This is a genomic window from Peribacillus sp. AS_2, assembly GCF_026891895.1.
GTDB classification, from domain to species: Bacteria; Bacillota; Bacilli; order Bacillales; family DSM-1321; genus Peribacillus; species Peribacillus frigoritolerans.
Genome location: NZ_JAPTGA010000002.1, coordinates 464,753 through 483,267, shown reverse-complemented (window position 1 = coordinate 483,267; position 18,515 = coordinate 464,753). Strand labels below are relative to the sequence as shown.

At 40.8% G+C, this 18,515-nt stretch carries 21 protein-coding genes; all 21 read left to right on the top strand.

Features of this window, described 5'->3' with window-relative positions; genetic code table 11:
• The first annotated feature begins 119 nt into the window (after positions 1 to 119).
• The 21 genes from folE to ypjB all read left to right on the top strand — a co-directional run bounded on the left by folE (position 120) and on the right by ypjB (position 18,514).
• Positions 120 to 686 carry a GTP cyclohydrolase I FolE gene (gene folE, locus OTG27_RS05130; RefSeq protein ID WP_034308020.1) on the top strand — a complete coding sequence of 189 codons (567 nt, stop codon included), beginning with the start codon at positions 120 to 122 and terminating at the stop codon, positions 684 to 686.
• Positions 687 to 706: 20 nt separating this feature from the next.
• Complete coding sequence (gene mtrB / locus OTG27_RS05125) at positions 707 to 955, top strand: trp RNA-binding attenuation protein MtrB (RefSeq protein WP_034308017.1); 249 nt, start codon at positions 707 to 709, stop codon at positions 953 to 955.
• Between the two features lie 250 nt (positions 956 to 1,205).
• Positions 1,206 to 2,036: a heptaprenyl diphosphate synthase component 1 gene (locus OTG27_RS05120; RefSeq protein WP_268936401.1), complete on the top strand. Its 831-nt coding sequence runs from the start codon at positions 1,206 to 1,208 to the stop codon at positions 2,034 to 2,036.
• Between the two features lie 3 nt (positions 2,037 to 2,039).
• Complete coding sequence (locus tag OTG27_RS05115) at positions 2,040 to 2,750, top strand: demethylmenaquinone methyltransferase (protein ID WP_034308012.1); 711 nt, start codon at positions 2,040 to 2,042, stop codon at positions 2,748 to 2,750.
• Between the two features lie 34 nt (positions 2,751 to 2,784).
• Positions 2,785 to 3,747 (top strand): heptaprenyl diphosphate synthase component II, encoded by a 963-nt coding sequence (gene hepT / locus OTG27_RS05110; RefSeq protein WP_053535594.1) that lies wholly within the window; start codon positions 2,785 to 2,787, stop codon positions 3,745 to 3,747.
• Positions 3,748 to 3,843: 96 nt separating this feature from the next.
• Complete coding sequence (gene ndk, locus OTG27_RS05105) at positions 3,844 to 4,290, top strand: nucleoside-diphosphate kinase (RefSeq protein WP_034308008.1); 447 nt, start codon at positions 3,844 to 3,846, stop codon at positions 4,288 to 4,290.
• A 189-nt stretch (positions 4,291 to 4,479) separates the two neighbouring features.
• The gene (locus OTG27_RS05100) at positions 4,480 to 5,253 is read left to right on the top strand and encodes a CheR family methyltransferase (RefSeq protein WP_268936400.1); all 774 of its coding nucleotides are present in this window, start codon (positions 4,480 to 4,482) and stop codon (positions 5,251 to 5,253) included.
• Between the two features lie 253 nt (positions 5,254 to 5,506).
• Positions 5,507 to 6,679 carry a chorismate synthase gene (aroC, locus tag OTG27_RS05095; protein ID WP_034308003.1) on the top strand — a complete coding sequence of 391 codons (1,173 nt, stop codon included), beginning with the start codon at positions 5,507 to 5,509 and terminating at the stop codon, positions 6,677 to 6,679.
• 3 nt (positions 6,680 to 6,682) lie between these two features.
• Complete coding sequence (gene aroB, locus OTG27_RS05090; RefSeq protein ID WP_268936399.1) at positions 6,683 to 7,762, top strand: 3-dehydroquinate synthase; 1,080 nt, start codon at positions 6,683 to 6,685, stop codon at positions 7,760 to 7,762.
• A gap of 24 nt (positions 7,763 to 7,786) precedes the next feature.
• Positions 7,787 to 8,155: a chorismate mutase gene (gene aroH / locus OTG27_RS05085; RefSeq protein WP_082609239.1), complete on the top strand. Its 369-nt coding sequence runs from the start codon at positions 7,787 to 7,789 to the stop codon at positions 8,153 to 8,155.
• Positions 8,156 to 8,236: 81 nt separating this feature from the next.
• A complete protein-coding gene (gene hisC, locus OTG27_RS05080) occupies positions 8,237 to 9,349 on the top strand; it encodes a histidinol-phosphate transaminase (RefSeq protein WP_268936398.1) in 1,113 nt (370 codons plus the stop codon).
• A gap of 47 nt (positions 9,350 to 9,396) precedes the next feature.
• Complete coding sequence (locus OTG27_RS05075; protein WP_268936397.1) at positions 9,397 to 10,500, top strand: prephenate dehydrogenase; 1,104 nt, start codon at positions 9,397 to 9,399, stop codon at positions 10,498 to 10,500.
• Positions 10,501 to 10,522: 22 nt separating this feature from the next.
• The gene (aroA, locus tag OTG27_RS05070; RefSeq protein ID WP_057276292.1) at positions 10,523 to 11,809 is read left to right on the top strand and encodes a 3-phosphoshikimate 1-carboxyvinyltransferase; all 1,287 of its coding nucleotides are present in this window, start codon (positions 10,523 to 10,525) and stop codon (positions 11,807 to 11,809) included.
• Positions 11,810 to 12,178: 369 nt separating this feature from the next.
• The gene (locus OTG27_RS05065; RefSeq protein WP_268936396.1) at positions 12,179 to 13,450 is read left to right on the top strand and encodes a tetratricopeptide repeat protein; all 1,272 of its coding nucleotides are present in this window, start codon (positions 12,179 to 12,181) and stop codon (positions 13,448 to 13,450) included.
• Positions 13,451 to 13,491: 41 nt separating this feature from the next.
• On the top strand, positions 13,492 to 14,043 hold the full coding sequence (locus tag OTG27_RS05060) for a ReoY family proteolytic degradation factor (protein WP_034307987.1): 552 nt from the start codon (positions 13,492 to 13,494) through the stop codon (positions 14,041 to 14,043).
• Between the two features lie 161 nt (positions 14,044 to 14,204).
• Positions 14,205 to 14,666, top strand: coding sequence for a YpiF family protein (locus tag OTG27_RS05055; protein WP_053535588.1), 462 nt, complete (start codon positions 14,205 to 14,207; stop codon positions 14,664 to 14,666).
• Between the two features lie 160 nt (positions 14,667 to 14,826).
• A complete protein-coding gene (locus OTG27_RS05050) occupies positions 14,827 to 15,333 on the top strand; it encodes a Rieske (2Fe-2S) protein (protein WP_034307977.1) in 507 nt (168 codons plus the stop codon).
• Between the two features lie 3 nt (positions 15,334 to 15,336).
• On the top strand, positions 15,337 to 16,011 hold the full coding sequence (qcrB, locus tag OTG27_RS05045) for a menaquinol-cytochrome c reductase cytochrome b subunit (RefSeq protein ID WP_034307974.1): 675 nt from the start codon (positions 15,337 to 15,339) through the stop codon (positions 16,009 to 16,011).
• A gap of 56 nt (positions 16,012 to 16,067) precedes the next feature.
• On the top strand, positions 16,068 to 16,835 hold the full coding sequence (locus tag OTG27_RS05040) for a menaquinol-cytochrome c reductase cytochrome b/c subunit (RefSeq protein ID WP_034307972.1): 768 nt from the start codon (positions 16,068 to 16,070) through the stop codon (positions 16,833 to 16,835).
• A 177-nt stretch (positions 16,836 to 17,012) separates the two neighbouring features.
• Positions 17,013 to 17,609: a lipoprotein heptaprenylglyceryl N-acetyltransferase LhaT gene (lhaT, locus tag OTG27_RS05035; RefSeq protein WP_268936395.1), complete on the top strand. Its 597-nt coding sequence runs from the start codon at positions 17,013 to 17,015 to the stop codon at positions 17,607 to 17,609.
• A gap of 119 nt (positions 17,610 to 17,728) precedes the next feature.
• Positions 17,729 to 18,514: a sporulation protein YpjB gene (gene ypjB, locus OTG27_RS05030; protein ID WP_034307968.1), complete on the top strand. Its 786-nt coding sequence runs from the start codon at positions 17,729 to 17,731 to the stop codon at positions 18,512 to 18,514.
• Position 18,515 lies beyond the last annotated feature (1 nt).

Sequence of the window (18,515 nt, the reverse complement as noted above, 5' to 3'; positions counted from 1 at the left end):
GCTTCAATCTTTGGGTAATCGGTCGCTTTATAATTGCAATTATGGATTTCCGGGTGCAACGCGCTTTGGTTTTTTTATCTGAATACATAATATTATTGATTTTTTAGGAGGTACAAAAAATGGCTAATGTTGATCATGCCAAATTAGAAGAAGCGGTTAAAATGCTTCTCGAGGCTGTAGGGGAAGACCCAACGAGGGAAGGACTGCTGGATACTCCTGCTCGTGTAGCCAGAATGTATGAAGAAATTTTTTCTGGACTTAATCAGGATCCAAAGGAATATTTCGATACTGTTTTTGGGGAGGACCATGAAGAACTCGTACTTGTAAAGGATATTCCGTTTTACTCGGTATGTGAACATCATTTAGTCCCTTTTTACGGGAAAGCCCATGTAGCATATATTCCGAAAAACGGAAAAGTGACTGGTTTAAGCAAATTGGCACGGGCGGTTGAGGCTGTATCGAAGCGTCCGCAGCTTCAAGAGCGCATCACTTCAACAGTTGCAGACTCGATAATGGAAAAGCTCGAGCCTCATGGTGTAATGGTTGTAGTAGAGGCTGAACATATGTGCATGACCATGCGAGGCGTGAAAAAACCCGGATCTAAAACAGTGACTTCAGCTGTAAGGGGAACGTTTGCGAAGGATCACCGTACTAGAGCTGAAGTACTGGCATTCATTAAAGACTAAGGATATGGGGGCAGGAAAAAATGAATGATAAAAAGATTCTGAATGATTTTGTCGTAATCAAAGCCATTGAGGATAGTGTGAATGTCATCGGGTTGACAAGGGGAACGGACACCAAGTTTCACCACTCCGAAAAACTGGACTCAGGAGAGGTGATGATCGCACAATTCACGGAGCATACCTCGGCAATTAAAATCAGGGGCCATGCAAAGGTCTATACTCCATTCGGAGAGATAGAAAGTGATTCCAAAAAGAATTCACCTGACAAATGATCGTTTCTCAATGCTTGGTTCATTATAAATCAATCACCTGATATCGCGTTTAACAAGCTGTAAATTTCCCGCATCCATTTTTTGAAGAGCAAAAGTCGATGATTTCCTTGTTTTTGGAAGTTTCATTTTATAAACGTTGACCATTTCATCTGATTGTTTTTATGGTATAATAATGTGTATTTTACACAGACAGAAACCAATATGTATGTATGAAAAAAATTATCTTTCGGGGATGCAAGGGTGATCTCAATTGTTAAACATAACGGACGACATAAGGCAATTAAAACGATTAATAGAAACGAAAGCTCAACATCCATATTTGTTGAAGTATATACAAAAGCCAAGCTTGGACGAAGATAAACTGATGTTGCTTTGGGGATTGTTTAACGATTTGGACGTTACAAGCGAAAAACGGAATCAATACATCATTTCAACCATGTTAGTGCAAATAGCTTTGGATACCCATGAAATCGTCTCGAATTCGGGTGAAGGAATCGAGTCGCCGGAGGTATTGAAAAATCGCCAATTACAAGTGCTTGCCGGTGATTACTATAGTGGCTTATATTATCAAGGGCTTGCCAGTATAGGTAATGTTGATATGATCCGTATCCTTTCAAGCGCGATAAAAAAAATAAATGATAATAAAATCATTCTATACCAACAAGGGTCGATTCAAGATGTACCAACGCTTTTAATGACGATAAAAGCGATCGAGGCTTCGCTGATTCAGAAACTTGCGGATTACTATAATGAGCCTGCCTGGATAGAGATATCGGAAGATCTGCTGCTTGTAAAACGGTTGCATGCCGAGAAGAGAAGTTATATGAAGTCGGGGGAATCAATAGTTTTTGATGTCCTTAGGGAAATGCCTTTTGATGACTCGATCGGTGGGGATGTTCCCATTTCGGAAAAGGAAGAACAGGTACGCACCCAATTCGACAAGTGCCTGAGGGATGCCAGGCAATCCGTAGAGCGCTCGATGCGGAAGCTGGCAAAGTTGGATGATGAACTACTGGAAAGAGTGAAGGCCATCTTGGAACAAACAGAGAGTATGGCAAATTCATATGTGAAAGAAGGGTGAATCATGGAGCAGTCTAAAGAGCAAAAAGTTCATCATGTCTTTGAAAAGATTTACGGAAATTATGACAAGATGAATTCCCTCATAAGCTTTAAACAGCATCTTAAATGGCGGAAGGCTACAATGGCCATCATGAATGTCCCAAAAGGCGCCCATGCACTGGATGTATGCTGTGGAACAGCGGACTGGACCATTGCCCTTGCTAATGAAGTAGGACCAGAAGGAAAGGTTGTTGGTCTGGATTTTAGTAAAAACATGCTGAAAATCGGCGAACAAAAGGTGAAGGAACTCAATCTGGATCAAGTTTCCCTAATGCATGGGAATGCAATGGAACTTCCTTTTGAGGATAATAGCTTTGACTATGTCACGATCGGTTTCGGGCTGCGGAATGTCCCTGATTACATGAAAGTGCTTAAAGAATTAAACCGTGTAGCGAAGCCAGGTGGTATGGTCGTTTGCCTGGATACGTCACAGCCAACGATGCTAGGCTTTAAACAGGGATATTATTTTTATTTCCGTTTCATCATGCCCATGTTCGGCAAATTATTCGCAAAAAGCTATAGTGAATACTCATGGCTGCAGGAATCGGCTCGAGATTTCCCAGGCATGAAAAAGCTTGAAAACATGTTTAAGCAGGCAGGAATGGAAAATGTCAGTTATAAAGCCCATTTCGGTGGGGTAGCAGCAACGCATTTCGGGTACAAGCCTTCAAAATAAGCAGAATAGCAATGGACAAAGCTGGGTGGAATGTATGAAATTTAAAATGATGTATTCATTTTTGAATGCAGATTTGCAATTAATAGAAAAAGAACTGGAAGCCGCAATTGAAGCGGATTCCACGGTTTTAAGGGAAGCTTCCCTGCATTTACTGCAATCCGGTGGAAAACGGATCCGTCCGGTATTCGTCCTATTGGGTGCGAAGTTTGGCAACTATGATATTCATGTCGTAAAGCATGTCGCAGCGACTCTGGAACTGATTCATACGGCCTCCCTTGTACATGATGATGTTGTGGATGATGCGGATTTACGCAGGGGGTCGGCTACCATCAAGTCGAAATGGGATAATCGTGTCGCCATGTACACAGGCGACTTCATTTTTGCTCGTGCACTGGAAATGATGGCGGTCATCGAGTCTCCGCTTGCGCATCAAATTCTCGCTGATACCATGGTTGAACTATGTCTTGGGGAAATTGAACAAATTAAAGATAAGTATAATTTCGAACAGAATTGGCGGATATATTTTAGACGGATCAAACGGAAAACGGCATTGCTCATTGCATCCAGCTGCCAGTTGGGAGCCATTTCAGCAGGTGTTGAAGAGGGAATTCACGAAAAGCTATTTAAATTCGGATATTATGTCGGTATGTCCTATCAAATCACCGATGATATATTGGATTTTACGGCGTCGGAAGAAGAGCTTGGTAAACCGGCCGGGAGTGATTTGATTCAAGGTAATATCACTTTACCCGTTTTGATCGCTATGGAGGATCCAAAGTTAAAAAAGCTTATCGAAACTGTTCGGGAAGATACGCCAAAAGATGAAATGTCCCATATAATCAATGCGATAAAAACTTCCGGTGCCATTGAACAGGCAGCTAGGATCAGTGATATGTATTTAGAAAAAGCTTTTACTGAGTTGAAGGGTCTTCCTGCCATTAAAGCTAGAAAAACTTTATCGGATATCGCGAAAAATATCGGAAAAAGAAAGTTTTGATAATGGGAGTTGCGAAACTCATCAAACAATGGTAATATTCTAAAAGTATTGCCTTATATAGGCAAATAACAATGATACATATTAGGAGTGACATTCATGGAAAGAACTTTTTTAATGGTAAAGCCTGACGGCGTTCAACGCAATTTAATCGGTGAAATCGTTTCCCGTTTCGAAAAGAAAGGCTTCCTTCTTGCAGGAGCAAAATTAATGGTCATTTCTCAAGAATTGGCTGAGCAACATTATGGCGAGCACAAAGAACGTCCTTTCTTTGGCGAATTAGTGGACTTCATTACTTCAGGTCCTGTCTTCGCAATGGTTTGGGAAGGTGAAAATGTAATCGCTACAGCACGTCAAATGATGGGTGCTACTAACCCTAAAGATGCAGCAGCAGCAACAATTCGTGGCGATTTTGCGGTAACTGTCGGCAAAAACATCATTCACGGATCTGATTCAGCTGAAAGCGCTGTACGTGAAATCGGTTTATTCTTCAAAGAAGAAGAACTTGTTGAGTATTCTAAACTTGTAAACGAGTGGGTTTATTAATTAGTACTCATCACTATATAGGAAGCGGGTTCCATCGTCATTATGCGATGGAACCCGTTTTTTTTTGCATTGCTTTTTTAGCTTCCCGGCACGGTAAGGAATTATTGTAGTTTAAAGAAAATATGGCACTCTCCGATATATATATAGGGAAGGACCACTTAAATAATTATGTGCAGGGGAGTCGTAGGAATGCCTCAAGAATATGAAGAGTTTATTCGCAATATCAAAACGCTGACAGGCATTGATTTGGCATTATATAAGGAAGGGCAAATGAAAAGGCGATTGACATCTCTATATGAAAAAAGAGGATATCATTCATTTCGTGAATACCATAAAGACATTCAAACCAATCCCGAAGTTTTAAATGAGTTTCTGGATAGAATGACAATCAATGTTTCCGAATTTTATCGAAATGCGAAAAGATGGAAGGTGTTGGAGCAGAAAATCCTTCCAGGTTTATTAGCAAGCAAAAAAAAGTTAAAGATTTGGAGTGCGGCCTGTTCAACTGGAGAGGAACCATACACACTTGCCATGATTTTATCCAATCTAGTTCCACTTAGCCAGATAGAGATATTGGCGACGGATCTGGATGAAAATGTGTTGGCGCGAGCGGAATTGGGGATGTATCCTGAACGTTCCTTAAATGAAGTGCCTGAAGCAATCAAAAGGAAATACTTTGAAAAAAAAGCAGAATTTTATCGCGTTGATGAAGAAATCAAGAGAAGGGTGACATTTAAAAAGCAAAATCTTCTCGCTGATCGTTTTGAACAGGGGTTCGATTTAATCATTTGCCGCAATGTGCTAATTTATTTCACGGAAGAAGCCAAAAATTTGTTATATGAAAAATTCAGTGCATCACTAAGAAGCGGCGGGGTTTTTTTTGTAGGAAGTACAGAGCAAATATTCACCCCTGGAAAATATCAATTTGAAACGATCGACACATTTTTTTATAAGAAAAAGTAAATACTTTTTAAAAAAGGGACTGATTCTGCTCATGGGCGTTCAGTCCTTTTCGTTTGTCGAGTAATAGCAAATCCCTGTAGAACTCTGATTTGATAGAAAAACTATATCGAAAATGTTTAAGTACTTGTAAAATAGAGTGAAAAGTGATTAAATTCAAACAATATGGTTTTTACGTTTTACATATACCCACATTTCATAAAATTGTGGTATATTGATACATATACACTTTAAAGTGCTAAAAGGGGGCTGGAAGATGAGATATTTAACAGCGGGAGAATCACATGGTCCGCAACTGACTACTATCATTGAAGGATTACCGGCAGGAATGCCGATTTCGAATGAGGATATCAATCAAGAATTGGGACGCCGGCAAAAAGGGCATGGACGTGGAAGAAGGATGCAGATCGAGAAAGATCAGGCTTTTATTTCTTCAGGAATCAGACATGGCTACACACTCGGTTCACCGGTTGCTTTGGTGGTCGAGAACGATGATTGGAAACATTGGACAAAGATTATGGGAAGTGAAGGGCTTTCAGAAGAGGAAGCTGAAGAAATTAAACGTAAAATCACCCGGCCTCGCCCTGGTCATGCCGACTTGAACGGCGGGATTAAATATGGGCACCGCGATTTGAGAAATGTTCTGGAACGATCTTCAGCCCGTGAAACGACAGTAAGGGTGGCTGCAGGTTCTGTCGCAAAAAAACTATTGTCTTTATTGGGGATAGAAGTGGCATCGCATGTTTTGGAAATTGGCGGAGTGAAGGCAGAACCGCCAAAATACGAAACGATCCAGCAATTGCAACAGGTAACAGAAGAATCTTCCGTTAGATGTTTCGACAAAAACGTAGAGCAGCAGATGAAGGATGCAATAGATGAAGCGAAACAAAAAGGAGATTCCATCGGCGGAATCGTCGAAGTCATTGTAGAAGGAATGCCGGTAGGAGTGGGAAGTTATGTGCATTATGACCGTAAGCTTGATGCAAAACTAGCCGCAGCGATAATGAGCATCAATGCATTTAAAGGGGTGGAAATAGGTCTAGGATTTGAAGCGGCCCATCTATTCGGCAGTGATGTCCATGATGAAATCGCATGGGATGAAGAACAGGGTTATTACCGGAAAACCAATCGCCTTGGAGGTTTTGAAGGCGGTATGACAACTGGAATGCCGATAGTTGTACGCGGTGTGATGAAGCCGATCCCCACTTTATATAAACCTTTGAAAAGTGTTGATATTGATACGAAGGAAGTGTTTGAAGCAAGTGTCGAGCGTTCCGATAGTTGTGCCGTTCCTGCAGCAGCAGTAGTTGCTGAGGCGGTAGTGGCATGGGAACTGGCGGCTGCCATCGTTGATCAATTCCCTTCAGATCGTTATGAGCAATTAGCAGAGTACATAAGATCATATCGGGAAGAAGTAAAGGGGTTTTAAATCATGGAATCCATCCAAATAAAAACGGCTTCCAAGCAATATCCGGTTTTAATTGGCAAGAAGGCAATCAATGAATTGCCCGAATTAATAACACAAGAGCTGAATCATCTAAACAAGATTCTGATCATAACTGATGAGAAAGTGGCGGCACTTCATTTGCAGACTGTGAAGGACGCCCTGATCAAGACGGGAAAACCGGTCTTGCATCATGTAGTGCCAGAAGGGGAGCATGCTAAAACATTCGATGTGTTTTATGAATGCCAAAGCTTCTGCTTAACACAACAGATTAATCGCAAGTCATTGATTATTGCCCTTGGCGGCGGTGCAGTCGGTGACTTGGCTGGATTCGTTGCAGCTACATTTATGAGAGGGATTCCATTTATACAGGTTCCGACGACTTTGCTTGCCCACGACAGTGCAGTGGGCGGCAAGGTTGCCATCAATCACCCGCTAGGGAAAAATATGATTGGGGCCTTTCATCAGCCTGAAGCGGTCATTTATGATCTGGAATTTTTAAAGACTCTGCCACTTAAAGAATTAAGGTCAGGTTTTGCAGAAGTCATTAAACATTCCTTGATAGCAGATAATGAGCTTTATCTATGGTTAAAGTCGAATATTGTTGATTTGAATGATATAACGGATGAGCAATTCCTTACCATGATTACAAAAGGGATTGGCATTAAAGCTAAAATTGTCGAAGAGGATGAGAAGGAAAACGGCATTCGTGCCTTTTTGAATTTTGGTCATACGCTTGGACATGCAGTGGAAGGTTCAATGGGATACGGAAACTTTACGCATGGGGAATCGATTTTAATCGGGATGGTATATGCTCTTAAACTAAGCAGAAAGAAAGTGGATCTTGATTTTAAACTAGATGAGTTTATTGCCTGGGTTTCTTCTTTAGGTTATGAAATAACCATTCCAACCCGACTTGAACATGAAATGCTGCTAGAATTAATGAAAACAGACAAAAAATCGGTCAATGATGCAGCTACCTTTGTCCTGCTAAACGAAGTGGGGTCACCGCTATTAATGGATATAGCCGACTCTGAGCTGATAGAGGAAATGGCGGAGATGATTTAGAGTTCAGTAGAAGGGGGACTATGTGTGATAAGAGGAATAAGGGGTGCCACTACAGTAGAAAGTGACACAGAAATGGAAGTGATTTCTGCTGTCGAAAAGTTGATGGCCGAGATCATTCAGGTCAACGAAGTTGATCCCGATATGGTAGCTTCTGTATTTTTTTCTGCTACGGAAGAGATTCGTTCTGTCTTCCCTGCCAAAGCCTTGAGGAAATTCGAAGGCTGGACTTATGTACCGGTTACATGCATGAAAGAAATACCGGTGAGCAATTCCTTGCCATTTTGCATCCGGGTCATGATCCACGTAAATACGACAAAATCTCAAAAAGAGATACAGCATGTATACCAGGCAGGGGCTACGGTATTACGGCCAGATTTGACAAAGCAGATATAAGATGATTATAAATCTATTAATATGATATACTATTCTCACACTTTCTTACTTTAAAGTGATAAATATATAGAGGTGATTGACATGAAATGGAATGAAGCGGTCCTTTCCTTGAAGTCTTATCAACCGGGAAAATCCACTGATGAAGTGAAAAAATTATACGGGCTGGAAAAAATCACGAAATTAGCTTCAAACGAAAATCCTTTTGGCTGTTCGGAAAAGGTCAAGGAATCCGTTAGGAATTCAACCCATTCGTTTGCCATCTATCCAGATGGATATGCAACGATGCTAAGGGAAGCTGTTGCGAAACATACAGGTGTGAAAGAAACTCAGCTTATTTTTGGAAATGGATCTGATGAGAACATTCAAATCATCTCCAGGAGTCTATTGGGAGCTGGAAAGAATACGGTCATGGCAACAGGCACTTTTTCGCAGTATCGCCATAATGCCACACTAGAAGGAGCGGAAATAAGGGAAGTTCCTCATATTGACGGTGCTCATAATCTAGAAGGAATGCTTAAAGTAATAGATGATGACACATCGGTTGTATGGCTTTGTACACCAAATAATCCAACAGGTAAATACATTTCGGAACAGGACTTATTATCGTTCATCGAAAAAGTGCCGGAAGATGTTCTTATCGTTTTGGATGAAGCTTATTGTGAATATGCAACGGCTGAGGATTACCCTAGAACGAATCAATGGATCAATAAATATAAAAATTTGATCATACTCCGGACTTTCTCAAAAATTTATGGACTTGCCAGTTTTAGGGTAGGGTACGGTTTGGCGGATGAGGATATCATCCAGAAACTAGATCCATCCCGGGAACCATTCAATGTGAACACATTTGCACAGAATATTGCTATCGTCGCTTTGGAAGATCAGGCCTTCATTGAAAAATGCAAGGAAGAAAATCAAAAAGGGCTAAAGCAGTACTATGAATTTTGCAATAAGGAAAATCTGGCTTATTACCCGTCACAAGGTAATTTCATCTTTATCCATTTTAAACAGGATGCCGATGTGGTATTTCAATATTTGCTTGAGCGCGGCTTCATCGCAAGGTCGGGGAAATCTTTCGGTTTTCCTAACAGTCTAAGGGTAACGATTGGTTCCACGGAAGAAAATGAAGGAATGATCCATGCTATTAAAGCTTTTTTGAATGAAGTTGAGGCACCTTCTGATTCGCTGCTTTAACGTTTCATCAAACCTAGAGGAGCATAAAAGATGCGGGGGAGAGAAGAGTGAAGGGTAAGGTTTTTGTAATAGGTTTAGGTCTAATAGGCGGATCACTGGCCATGGCTGTACGCCATGCACATCCTGAAGCCGTGATTGTTGGTATGGACCTAAGTGAAAAGAATATTCAACTATCGATGCTATTGGGGATCATTGATGATTCTGTATCATCTTTGGAAGCGGGAGCATGTGAAGCTGATTTGATTCTACTTGCTGTGCCTGTCAATGAAACCGTGAAGATTTTAGCTCAATTGGCTGATATGGATTTGAAAAGTGATGTCCTCATATCTGATGCTGGAAGTACGAAGGATACAGTCGTTAAGGCAGCGAAACCATTGATAGATAAAGGGGTGGCCTTCATCGGGGGGCACCCTATGGCTGGTTCCCATAAGAGCGGCGCTGCGGCAGCCAAATTACATTTATTCGAACATGCATTTTATTTGCTTACTCCCGGGGACACCATTAAAGAAGAAAAAGTTGAGCAGCTGAAAGGGTGGCTGCAGGGGACAAGAGCTAACTTTCTTATTGTTAGTCCTGCCACACACGATAAGCTGACTGGGGTCATTAGTCATTTTCCGCATATTGTCGCATCAGGGCTCGTTAAGCAGGCAGAAAATTACAGTAAGGAAAACAAGTTGATTTCAAGGCTCGCAGCAGGTGGGTTCCGGGATATTACCAGAATCGCCTCAAGCAGTCCGGAAATGTGGCGTGACATTTTGTTACATAACCGTGATGTGCTGCTTGAATTAATGAATGATTGGCTGAATGAAATGGAGCATATAAAAGGTCTGGTTGCGAATGAAGAAAGTGACGAAATCCTTCGATTCTTTACCGATGCCAAGATTTTCAGGGATGATTTGCCGACACATGCGAAAGGCGCCATACCAGCGTTTTATGATTTATATATCGATATACCGGATTATGCCGGAATAATTTCTGAGATTACCGGATATTTGGCACAAGAAGGTATCAGCATTACAAACATAAGGATCATTGAAACCAGGGAAGAGATATACGGTGTGCTGGTCATCAGTTTCCAAACGGATGTTGATCGCATAAAAGCTGCGGAGTGTATTTCAAGACATACAGATTATGAAACGATCCTGGCATAATAATATAGGGAAGGATGGTTTTATGAATACTAAAAAATTACAAACAAAAATCCAAACATTGCGTGGTTCGATTGCCATACCTGGAGATAAGTCGATCTCCCATCGTTCGATAATGTTTGGAGCCCTTGCCGAAGGGGAAACGACAGTAACTAATTTTCTTCCAGGAGCTGATTGTTTAAGTACGATTTCCTGTTTTAAGCAGCTTGGAGTCCATATTGAACAAGATGGCCAGCACGTCAAAATTGAAGGCAAAGGTTTTAATGGATTAAAGGAACCTGAATCAGTACTGGATGTCGGAAATTCTGGTACCACGATCAGGTTAATGATGGGCATATTGGCAGGACAGGATTTTTCAGCCGTTTTGGCAGGTGACGAATCGATAGCCAAACGTCCAATGACCCGGGTAGTCAACCCTCTGCGTCAGATGGGAGCAACCATTGATGGCCGAAAAGGAGCCGAATATACCCCCCTCGCCATAAGAGGAGGCAAATTACAAGGGTTTCGCTACGAATTGCCTGTAGCGAGTGCACAGGTGAAATCTGCGATAATCTTGGCTGGTTTACAGGCAGAAGGTGAAACGATCATTATCGAACCGGAAGAGACCCGTGATCATACAGAACGAATGATCCAGGAGTTTGGCGGTAAAATCGAAAAGGACGGCCATACGATTAAAGTAAGCGGAAATCAAGTCTTCAAAGGGACGGCCATCCATGTGCCGGGTGATATTTCTTCGGCAGCTTTCTTCATGGTGGCTGCAGCGATTACGGAAAATAGTGAAGTGGTATTAAAGAATGTGGGCCTTAATTCGACAAGGACTGGAATCATCGAAGTCATGAAATCGATGGGGGCTGATATCACGATAGAGAAGAAGACGAGCGAGGGAGAACCTGCAGGTGACATCACGGTCAGAAGCTCCCGATTAAAAGGAACGACCATCAGCGGTGATTTAATTCCCCGTCTCATCGATGAAATACCGGTTATTGCACTTCTGGCGACACAGGCAGAAGGGATAACGACGATCAAGGATGCAGCAGAATTAAAAGTGAAAGAGACGAATCGAATTGATACTGTTGCAAATGAGCTTTCCATCCTGGGGGCAGATATAACCCCGACAGCAGACGGATTGATCATCAAAGGCCGTAAAGCCTTGAATGGAGGTATGGTTACAAGCCATGGGGATCATCGTATCGGGATGATGCTTGCTGTAGCGGCTTTGATAACGGATGGGGAAGTGGAACTTGCCGACCCTGATGCCATCGATGTATCATATCCACAATTTTTTGGGCATTTGACGCAATTGATAAAGTAAATATAAAAAAAGTTTACATACCTTATTTGGTCTGTAAACTTTTTTTAAATGCTTAAAAGTGTTGAAAGCGCTAACATCAGGGGTGTTTTGTACCTGAATTGATCATGAAAATAATGAAAAAGGGGTTCAAGATCAAAAAGGAGATTTACCGTAGCATGGAGAATTAACTAGTAACCTTTTTTTAATGAGAATGGGAGGGGACTTCATCGATGGAATACAAGGCTGCAGTATGGTAAACTAATGAATACTGTTTACTATGCATCTCGCGATTACATGGTATTTTGTTCTTAATGGCAGAGTATATTACATTAGGGCGTGAGTGTGTATGACTAGGGACCAAGTCTATCATGCAAAAGGAAGGATTCAACAATGAACACAGTGGAACAAGTTATACAGCATTTAAAAAAAGGGGAATTAACAGAAGCTCTTAAACATATAAATCGAATTAAATCATCAGAGTCAGCAGAGGACATTTTATTGCTGGCCGAAGAAATGCTCCAGCTTGGCTTTGCGGAAGAGGCAAAGGATCTTTTTGAACATCTGCTGCAACTCTATCCCGATGAAGGAGAATTGATTGTTTCGTTGGCGGAAATCCTAATTGATATGGACGAGGAAGATGAAGCGATGCTGATGCTTGAAAAAGTAAGTGCAGATGATGAAGTATATCCAAGTGCTTTGCTTTTGGAAGCGGACCTTTATCAATTGCAGGGGATGGATGAGGTCAGCGAACGGAAATTACTGCAGGCTAAGGAAATGCTTCCAGATGAGATCATCATTGATTTTGCACTAGCTGAACTGTTCTTTCATCAAGGCAGGGATCAGGAAGCCATTGCAAATTACATAAAGGTTTTGGAACAGGAACAAGAAATCGCTGGTGTTAATGTCAATCAGAGGCTTGCTGAAGCATTAAGCAGCTCGGGCAAGTTCGAGGAGGCCCTTCCGCACTTTGAGAAGGCCTTGAAGGATGGACTTGAAATCAATACTCTATTTGAATATGCATTTACAGCTTTTCAGGCAGGTCTTTATGAGACAGCCGTACGAAAGTTTATTGAACTGAAAGAATTAGATCATGAATATCATTCATTATATTTGTACCTGGCAAAGAGTTATGAACATCTTGAAGATCTCGAAAATGCCTTGAAAACGGTCAAAGAAGGAATCAAGGCTGATGAATTCAATAAGGAACTTTACTTCTTCGGTGGTAAAATAGCCTTGAAAAGCGGGCTTGACGAAGATGCTGAAAATCTATTTAAAGAAGCACTTGCCATTGATCCGGGATATCTGGAAGCTGCACTCACCCTTTTGAAATTGTATATGCACCAAGAAAGGTATGAAGATGTATTGGAGTGTATAGGTGAAGTAAGGCGATATGGAGAGGATGATCCTCAGTTTGATTGGATTGCTGCTGTATCTTATCAGCATACCGAACAATTTAAAGAGTCATTAACCAGCTATCATAAAGCATATAATTCATTCAAGAGCAATCAAGATTTCCTTGAAGATTATGGTTTCTTTTTAATTGAAGAAGGAGACAGAGCCACATCTAGAGAAGTATTTAATAAGCTTCTTGAGATGAATCCGGCGAATGATGAGTATTCAATGATCTTGGAGCGGCTAGGTGAAAGCACAGAGGAAATGTAGATAAGTGAAATAAAACTAAATCAAGACAGAGGAGGGAATTCATGGTGGCTGCCCCTGTTTCTGTGAATGAGAAGAAGGATTTTATTCGGTGGTTCTTAAATCATTATCAACTGAAACGAAGAGAATGCGTGTGGATATTGAATTACTTAATGAGTCATGATCAACTGATGAAAAAGGTTCATTTTGTAGAAAATGCACAATATTGCCCGCGTGGACTGATCATGTCGACACATTGTGTGGATGAGGTCCCTTTCAGGTTCTATAAGTCCAATATCATGACGACCGATGCAGAGAAATCTTTTCATGATATCCGTTTAAATCGGGACGAAGACATTTACATCCAGCTTAATTTTAAATCGTCTTACTCTTCCTATCAATATGCAGCGGTACTCGAGCACAATCCCTTCATGCCGAAATCGACGGCATCGAATGAAAAAGATCAGCTGCTAGCTGAGCAATTTTTAGAAAGAAGCATGTTGTATTTTCAAAGGGACCGTCTTCTTAAGGAAATCGATGAAGCACTTGATAAGCATGATGAACAAGCATTTAAGGATTTAACCGAACAATTGAATCAATTGAAAGTACTTGGATGAAATAAATTGACCTTTCCGTAAACAGGAAAGGTTTTTATTTTTTATAAAATATTGATAAAATCCACATTTTTGTAAAGACTATGGGTATATGGTAAAGATGTTATAAAAATAATGGTAAAATGATAAGGAGTTGATTCAAAAATCGGGAGTGAAGAAAAAATATGAAGTGGACAGCAAAAGATCTTGACATGTATATGCAATCAAAAGAGTATGTGGATACCGTTTTAATTCCTTTGGTTCCCCTATCTTTTAAAGGGCAAATGAAGCAAACGGGCTCAATGAATGAATTTCTTACCATTTTAAGCTTGGAAATTGAAAAGCAGATGAAAGGTAGAATTCTTTTATTGCCGACATTTCATTATTTAAGTGATGAAATGGATAAGGTTGAACGGTTAAAGCGTTGGGCCAATGAAGTGAAAGAAAATAATTTCGAGCATGTTTTCTTTCTTACATCGGATTTCGAGTGGAAAAAAGAAGAGCGGGAATTAGAAAATAATTTAGTATGGATTCCTGCCATTCCCTTGGAGGGGCTTGAAATTGAACAAGCAAGGGAAATGATTAACCAGCAAGTTCTCCAAATCCTTGATATTTTCTCTTATAATTGGAAAAATGAAAAAAAGTAGGATTTTTCGCATTATTTGACACATAGTTGCCACCTTTTGGGTTTTACAAATATTGACCTTGGTAAATTATTGAGATATCATGGAAATGTCCTAGTTTTATAGTGTCGCTATTTATTGGTCCTTTGGGCTCTCAGTATAGTAATAGAGGGGGGGAAAACGCATGAGCAAGCATAATGTTTCACGACGTCAATTCCTTAATTACACACTTACTGGCGTTGGTGGATTTATGGCGGCCGGTATGTTGATGCCTATGGTTAGGTTTGCAATTGATCCTGTATTATCAGCTGATAAAGGCGGGGATTACGTTGCAACTAAGCAAAAGGTAGGTGAACTCACTACCGAACCAACCCGTGTCGACTTTAGTTTTAAACAGGTCGATGGGTGGTATGAGTCTGAAGAAACAAATACAGCTTGGGTTTACAAAACGGATGATGGTAAGATCGTTGCTTTATCTCCAATCTGTAAACATTTAGGCTGTACGGTAGGGTGGAATACGGATAAGACTAATCCAAATCAATTTTTCTGTCCTTGCCATTACGGCAGGTATACGAAAGATGGGATGAATGTGAAAGGGACACCGCCAGTTTCACCATTGGATGTCTTTGACACGAAAGAAAAAGATGGAATACTTTATTTGGGTCAACTAAAACCGCACGGGGAGGCGTAAACATTGCTAACAAAGTTATATGACTGGGTGGACGAGCGTTTAGATATTACGCCGTTATGGCGGGATATTGCTGACCATGAGGTTCCTGAACATGTTAACCCCGCACATCATTTTTCTGCATTCGTATATTGTTTTGGTGGGTTAACTTTCTTTATTACGGTCATCCAAATCTTGTCAGGCATGTTCTTGACGATGTACTATGTACCGGACATTAAAAACGCTTGGGAATCTGTTTATTATTTGCAAAATGAAGTTGCCTTCGGTCAAATTGTCCGTGGTATGCATCACTGGGGAGCAAGTCTAGTTATCGTTATGATGTTTTTACATACTCTTCGTGTCTTCTTCCAGGGAGCTTACAAAAAACCGCGTGAATTGAACTGGATGGTCGGCGTATTGATTTTCTTCATCATGCTGGCATTAGGCTTGACTGGTTATTTATTGCCATGGGATATGAAAGCGCTATTCGCAACGAAAGTTACGTTGACAATTGTCGAATCGGTACCGTTGATGGGACCGGCACTCAAGACATTGATAGCAGGAGATCCAACCATCGTTGGAGCACAGACATTGACACGATTCTTTGCAATTCATGTATTCTTCCTGCCAGCAGCATTATTTGCTTTACTAGCGGCTCATTTCCTGATGATCCGAAAACAAGGTATTTCAGGTCCGCTATAAAAGAATGGTGAACCAAAAACCAAAAAAACCTTTTCATAAAGGAGGGGAATTGTTCAATGCATCGTGGGAAAGGTATGAAATTCGTAGGTGACTCGCGTATCTCCGCGGACCGTAAACCGAATATTCCGAAAGATTATTCAGAATATCCTGGGAAAACTGAAGCATTTTGGCCTAATTTCCTTTTAAAAGAATGGATGGTAGGAGCTGTATTTCTTGTAGGCTACCTTTGCCTGACAATCGCACATCCGTCACCATTGGAAAGGATAGCAGATCCAACAGATACAGGGTATATTCCGCTGCCGGACTGGTATTTCCTATTCCTTTACCAATTACTTAAGTATACCTATGCTTCAGGTCCTTATAATGCTATCGGGTCCATGGTAATACCCGGCTTGGCTTTCGGAGCGTTGCTCTTGGCACCTTTTCTAGATCGTGGTCCAGAGCGGAGCCCGGCGAAACGTCCTTTTGCTGTAGGCTTCATGCTATTGGCAATGGCCGGCGTTTTCTATCTAACATGGGAGTCCGCAGCCCATCACGATTGGGAAGCTTCCAAGAAGCAAGGAGCCATCGTGGAAGGTGCAGACATTGATAAAGAGAGCGATGGGTATAAACTGATGGATTCTAATGGCTGTATTAGCTGTCACGGAGCAGAATTAACTGGTGGAGCAGGAGCGCCAAGCTTAATTGACACTGGATTGAAGCCAGAAGAAATTTCTAAAATCGCAGTCAAAGGCCAGGGTGCCATGCCAGCTGGCATGTTCAAAGGTACAGATGAAGAACTGAAAACATTAGCTGAATTTGTATCTGGTTTATCGACAAAGTAATATAGCCATAAAATTCAATTTCTTTCATAGGCTGCAAATAAAGCTGACGACTACGGTTGTCGGCTTTTTTATTGGTAAATTGAAGCGTATATGAGAGGGATTTGAAATGAATACTTGGTTTTCTGGTTGATGGCCTGTAAAATGAATATACTTGAGAATGTAAGTGAGGGTAAAAGAATGAATGTTATTTACAGTTTGCTTGCAAACCGGCAAATGCTCGCTTTGTTATTATTAATAAATATATTCGGCACTGCCTATGGATATTATTGGTATGGTAGTCAATTGGAAAACACTCCGGCGATTTTTTTGGCATTTGTACCGGACAGCCCTACAGCTAGCCTGTTCTTTGTATTTGTTTTATTGGGGTTCCTGTTAAGAAGGAATTTCGGACTTATGGAAGCGTTGGCGATCATAACACTATTCAAATATGGAATATGGGCAGTTGCAATGAATTTGATGACCTTCTTGACAACCGGTTCATTGCCATGGGAAGGTTATATGTTAATGGCTTCTCATTTGGGGATGGCGATACAAGGGGTATTATATGCACCATTTTATCGAATAAAACCTTGGCATTTGATAGTGGCAGGGATTTGGACCATACATAATGACATAATCGATTATGTTTTCGAAATGATGCCAATTTATCGTGATTTATTGGTATATATGAATTCGATAGGTTATTTCACTTTTTGGCTCAGTATACTATCCATTTTTGTCGGCTGGTACTTTGGATATAGAAAAAAGCGGACCACCCTATCCTTCATCCATTAAAAAGTTAACTCTAAATACAGCTTTGTAAAAGCTGGGTTAACTTTTTTATGATGAACGAGGTCTACTCATGTTTTTTCTTTCATATCGTTTTAGTAGAGATATGAGGAGGGACGAGTAGCATGTTGAAAAAATTCATATTAACCATTGCTGTTTTATTTGTCGTCTTACATTTCCCTGTCTATGCAGAATCCTCTTCAAGTTTGGAGCAATTAGATAACATTTCCGATAGAGCCTTGGAAATGACCAAGTTGAAGCGATATGGAGATTCGGAAAAGATGCTGACGTTTTTTTCTGACCGGTTTTTAAAAGAGACAGCGAAAGAGCAGATCCTTGACATGGACGAACTTCGAATTATCACTGTAGCTCATAATGAGGCGTTGATGACAATAAAGGATATGAACAAGGGAGATTCCGAAAAGGTTAATTCTGTTACAAAGTTCCGGCTTGTTGTTGATGCGGTCAAGTCTACCCATCAGCCTCTTTGGACAGAGATGGAGGATCAAATGATGAATTCTTTCCAGCAGACAAAGAATGCCGCGATCAATCAAGACACAATTACCTTCAATAGCCAATTGAACTTATTCCTATCACAATATGAAATGATATATCCAAGCTTGAAAGTCGACCTTTCTAAAGAAACGATGCAGCAACTGGACACGAGGATTCAATACATCAACCAATACCGTCCGGAGGTAATCAGTGATGGAGAAAGTCAGAAGGAACTGGATGCGTTGCAAAACGAACTAACTTCCATTTTTGATGATATGGGTGAAGATGATGCAGATCCTTCCCTTTGGTGGGTCATCATATCGACAGGCTCAATCATTATCATGACGCTTTCTTATGTAGGCTGGAGAAAATATAAAGGTGATAGGGAAAAACCAAGGAAAGAACATAATGATTAAA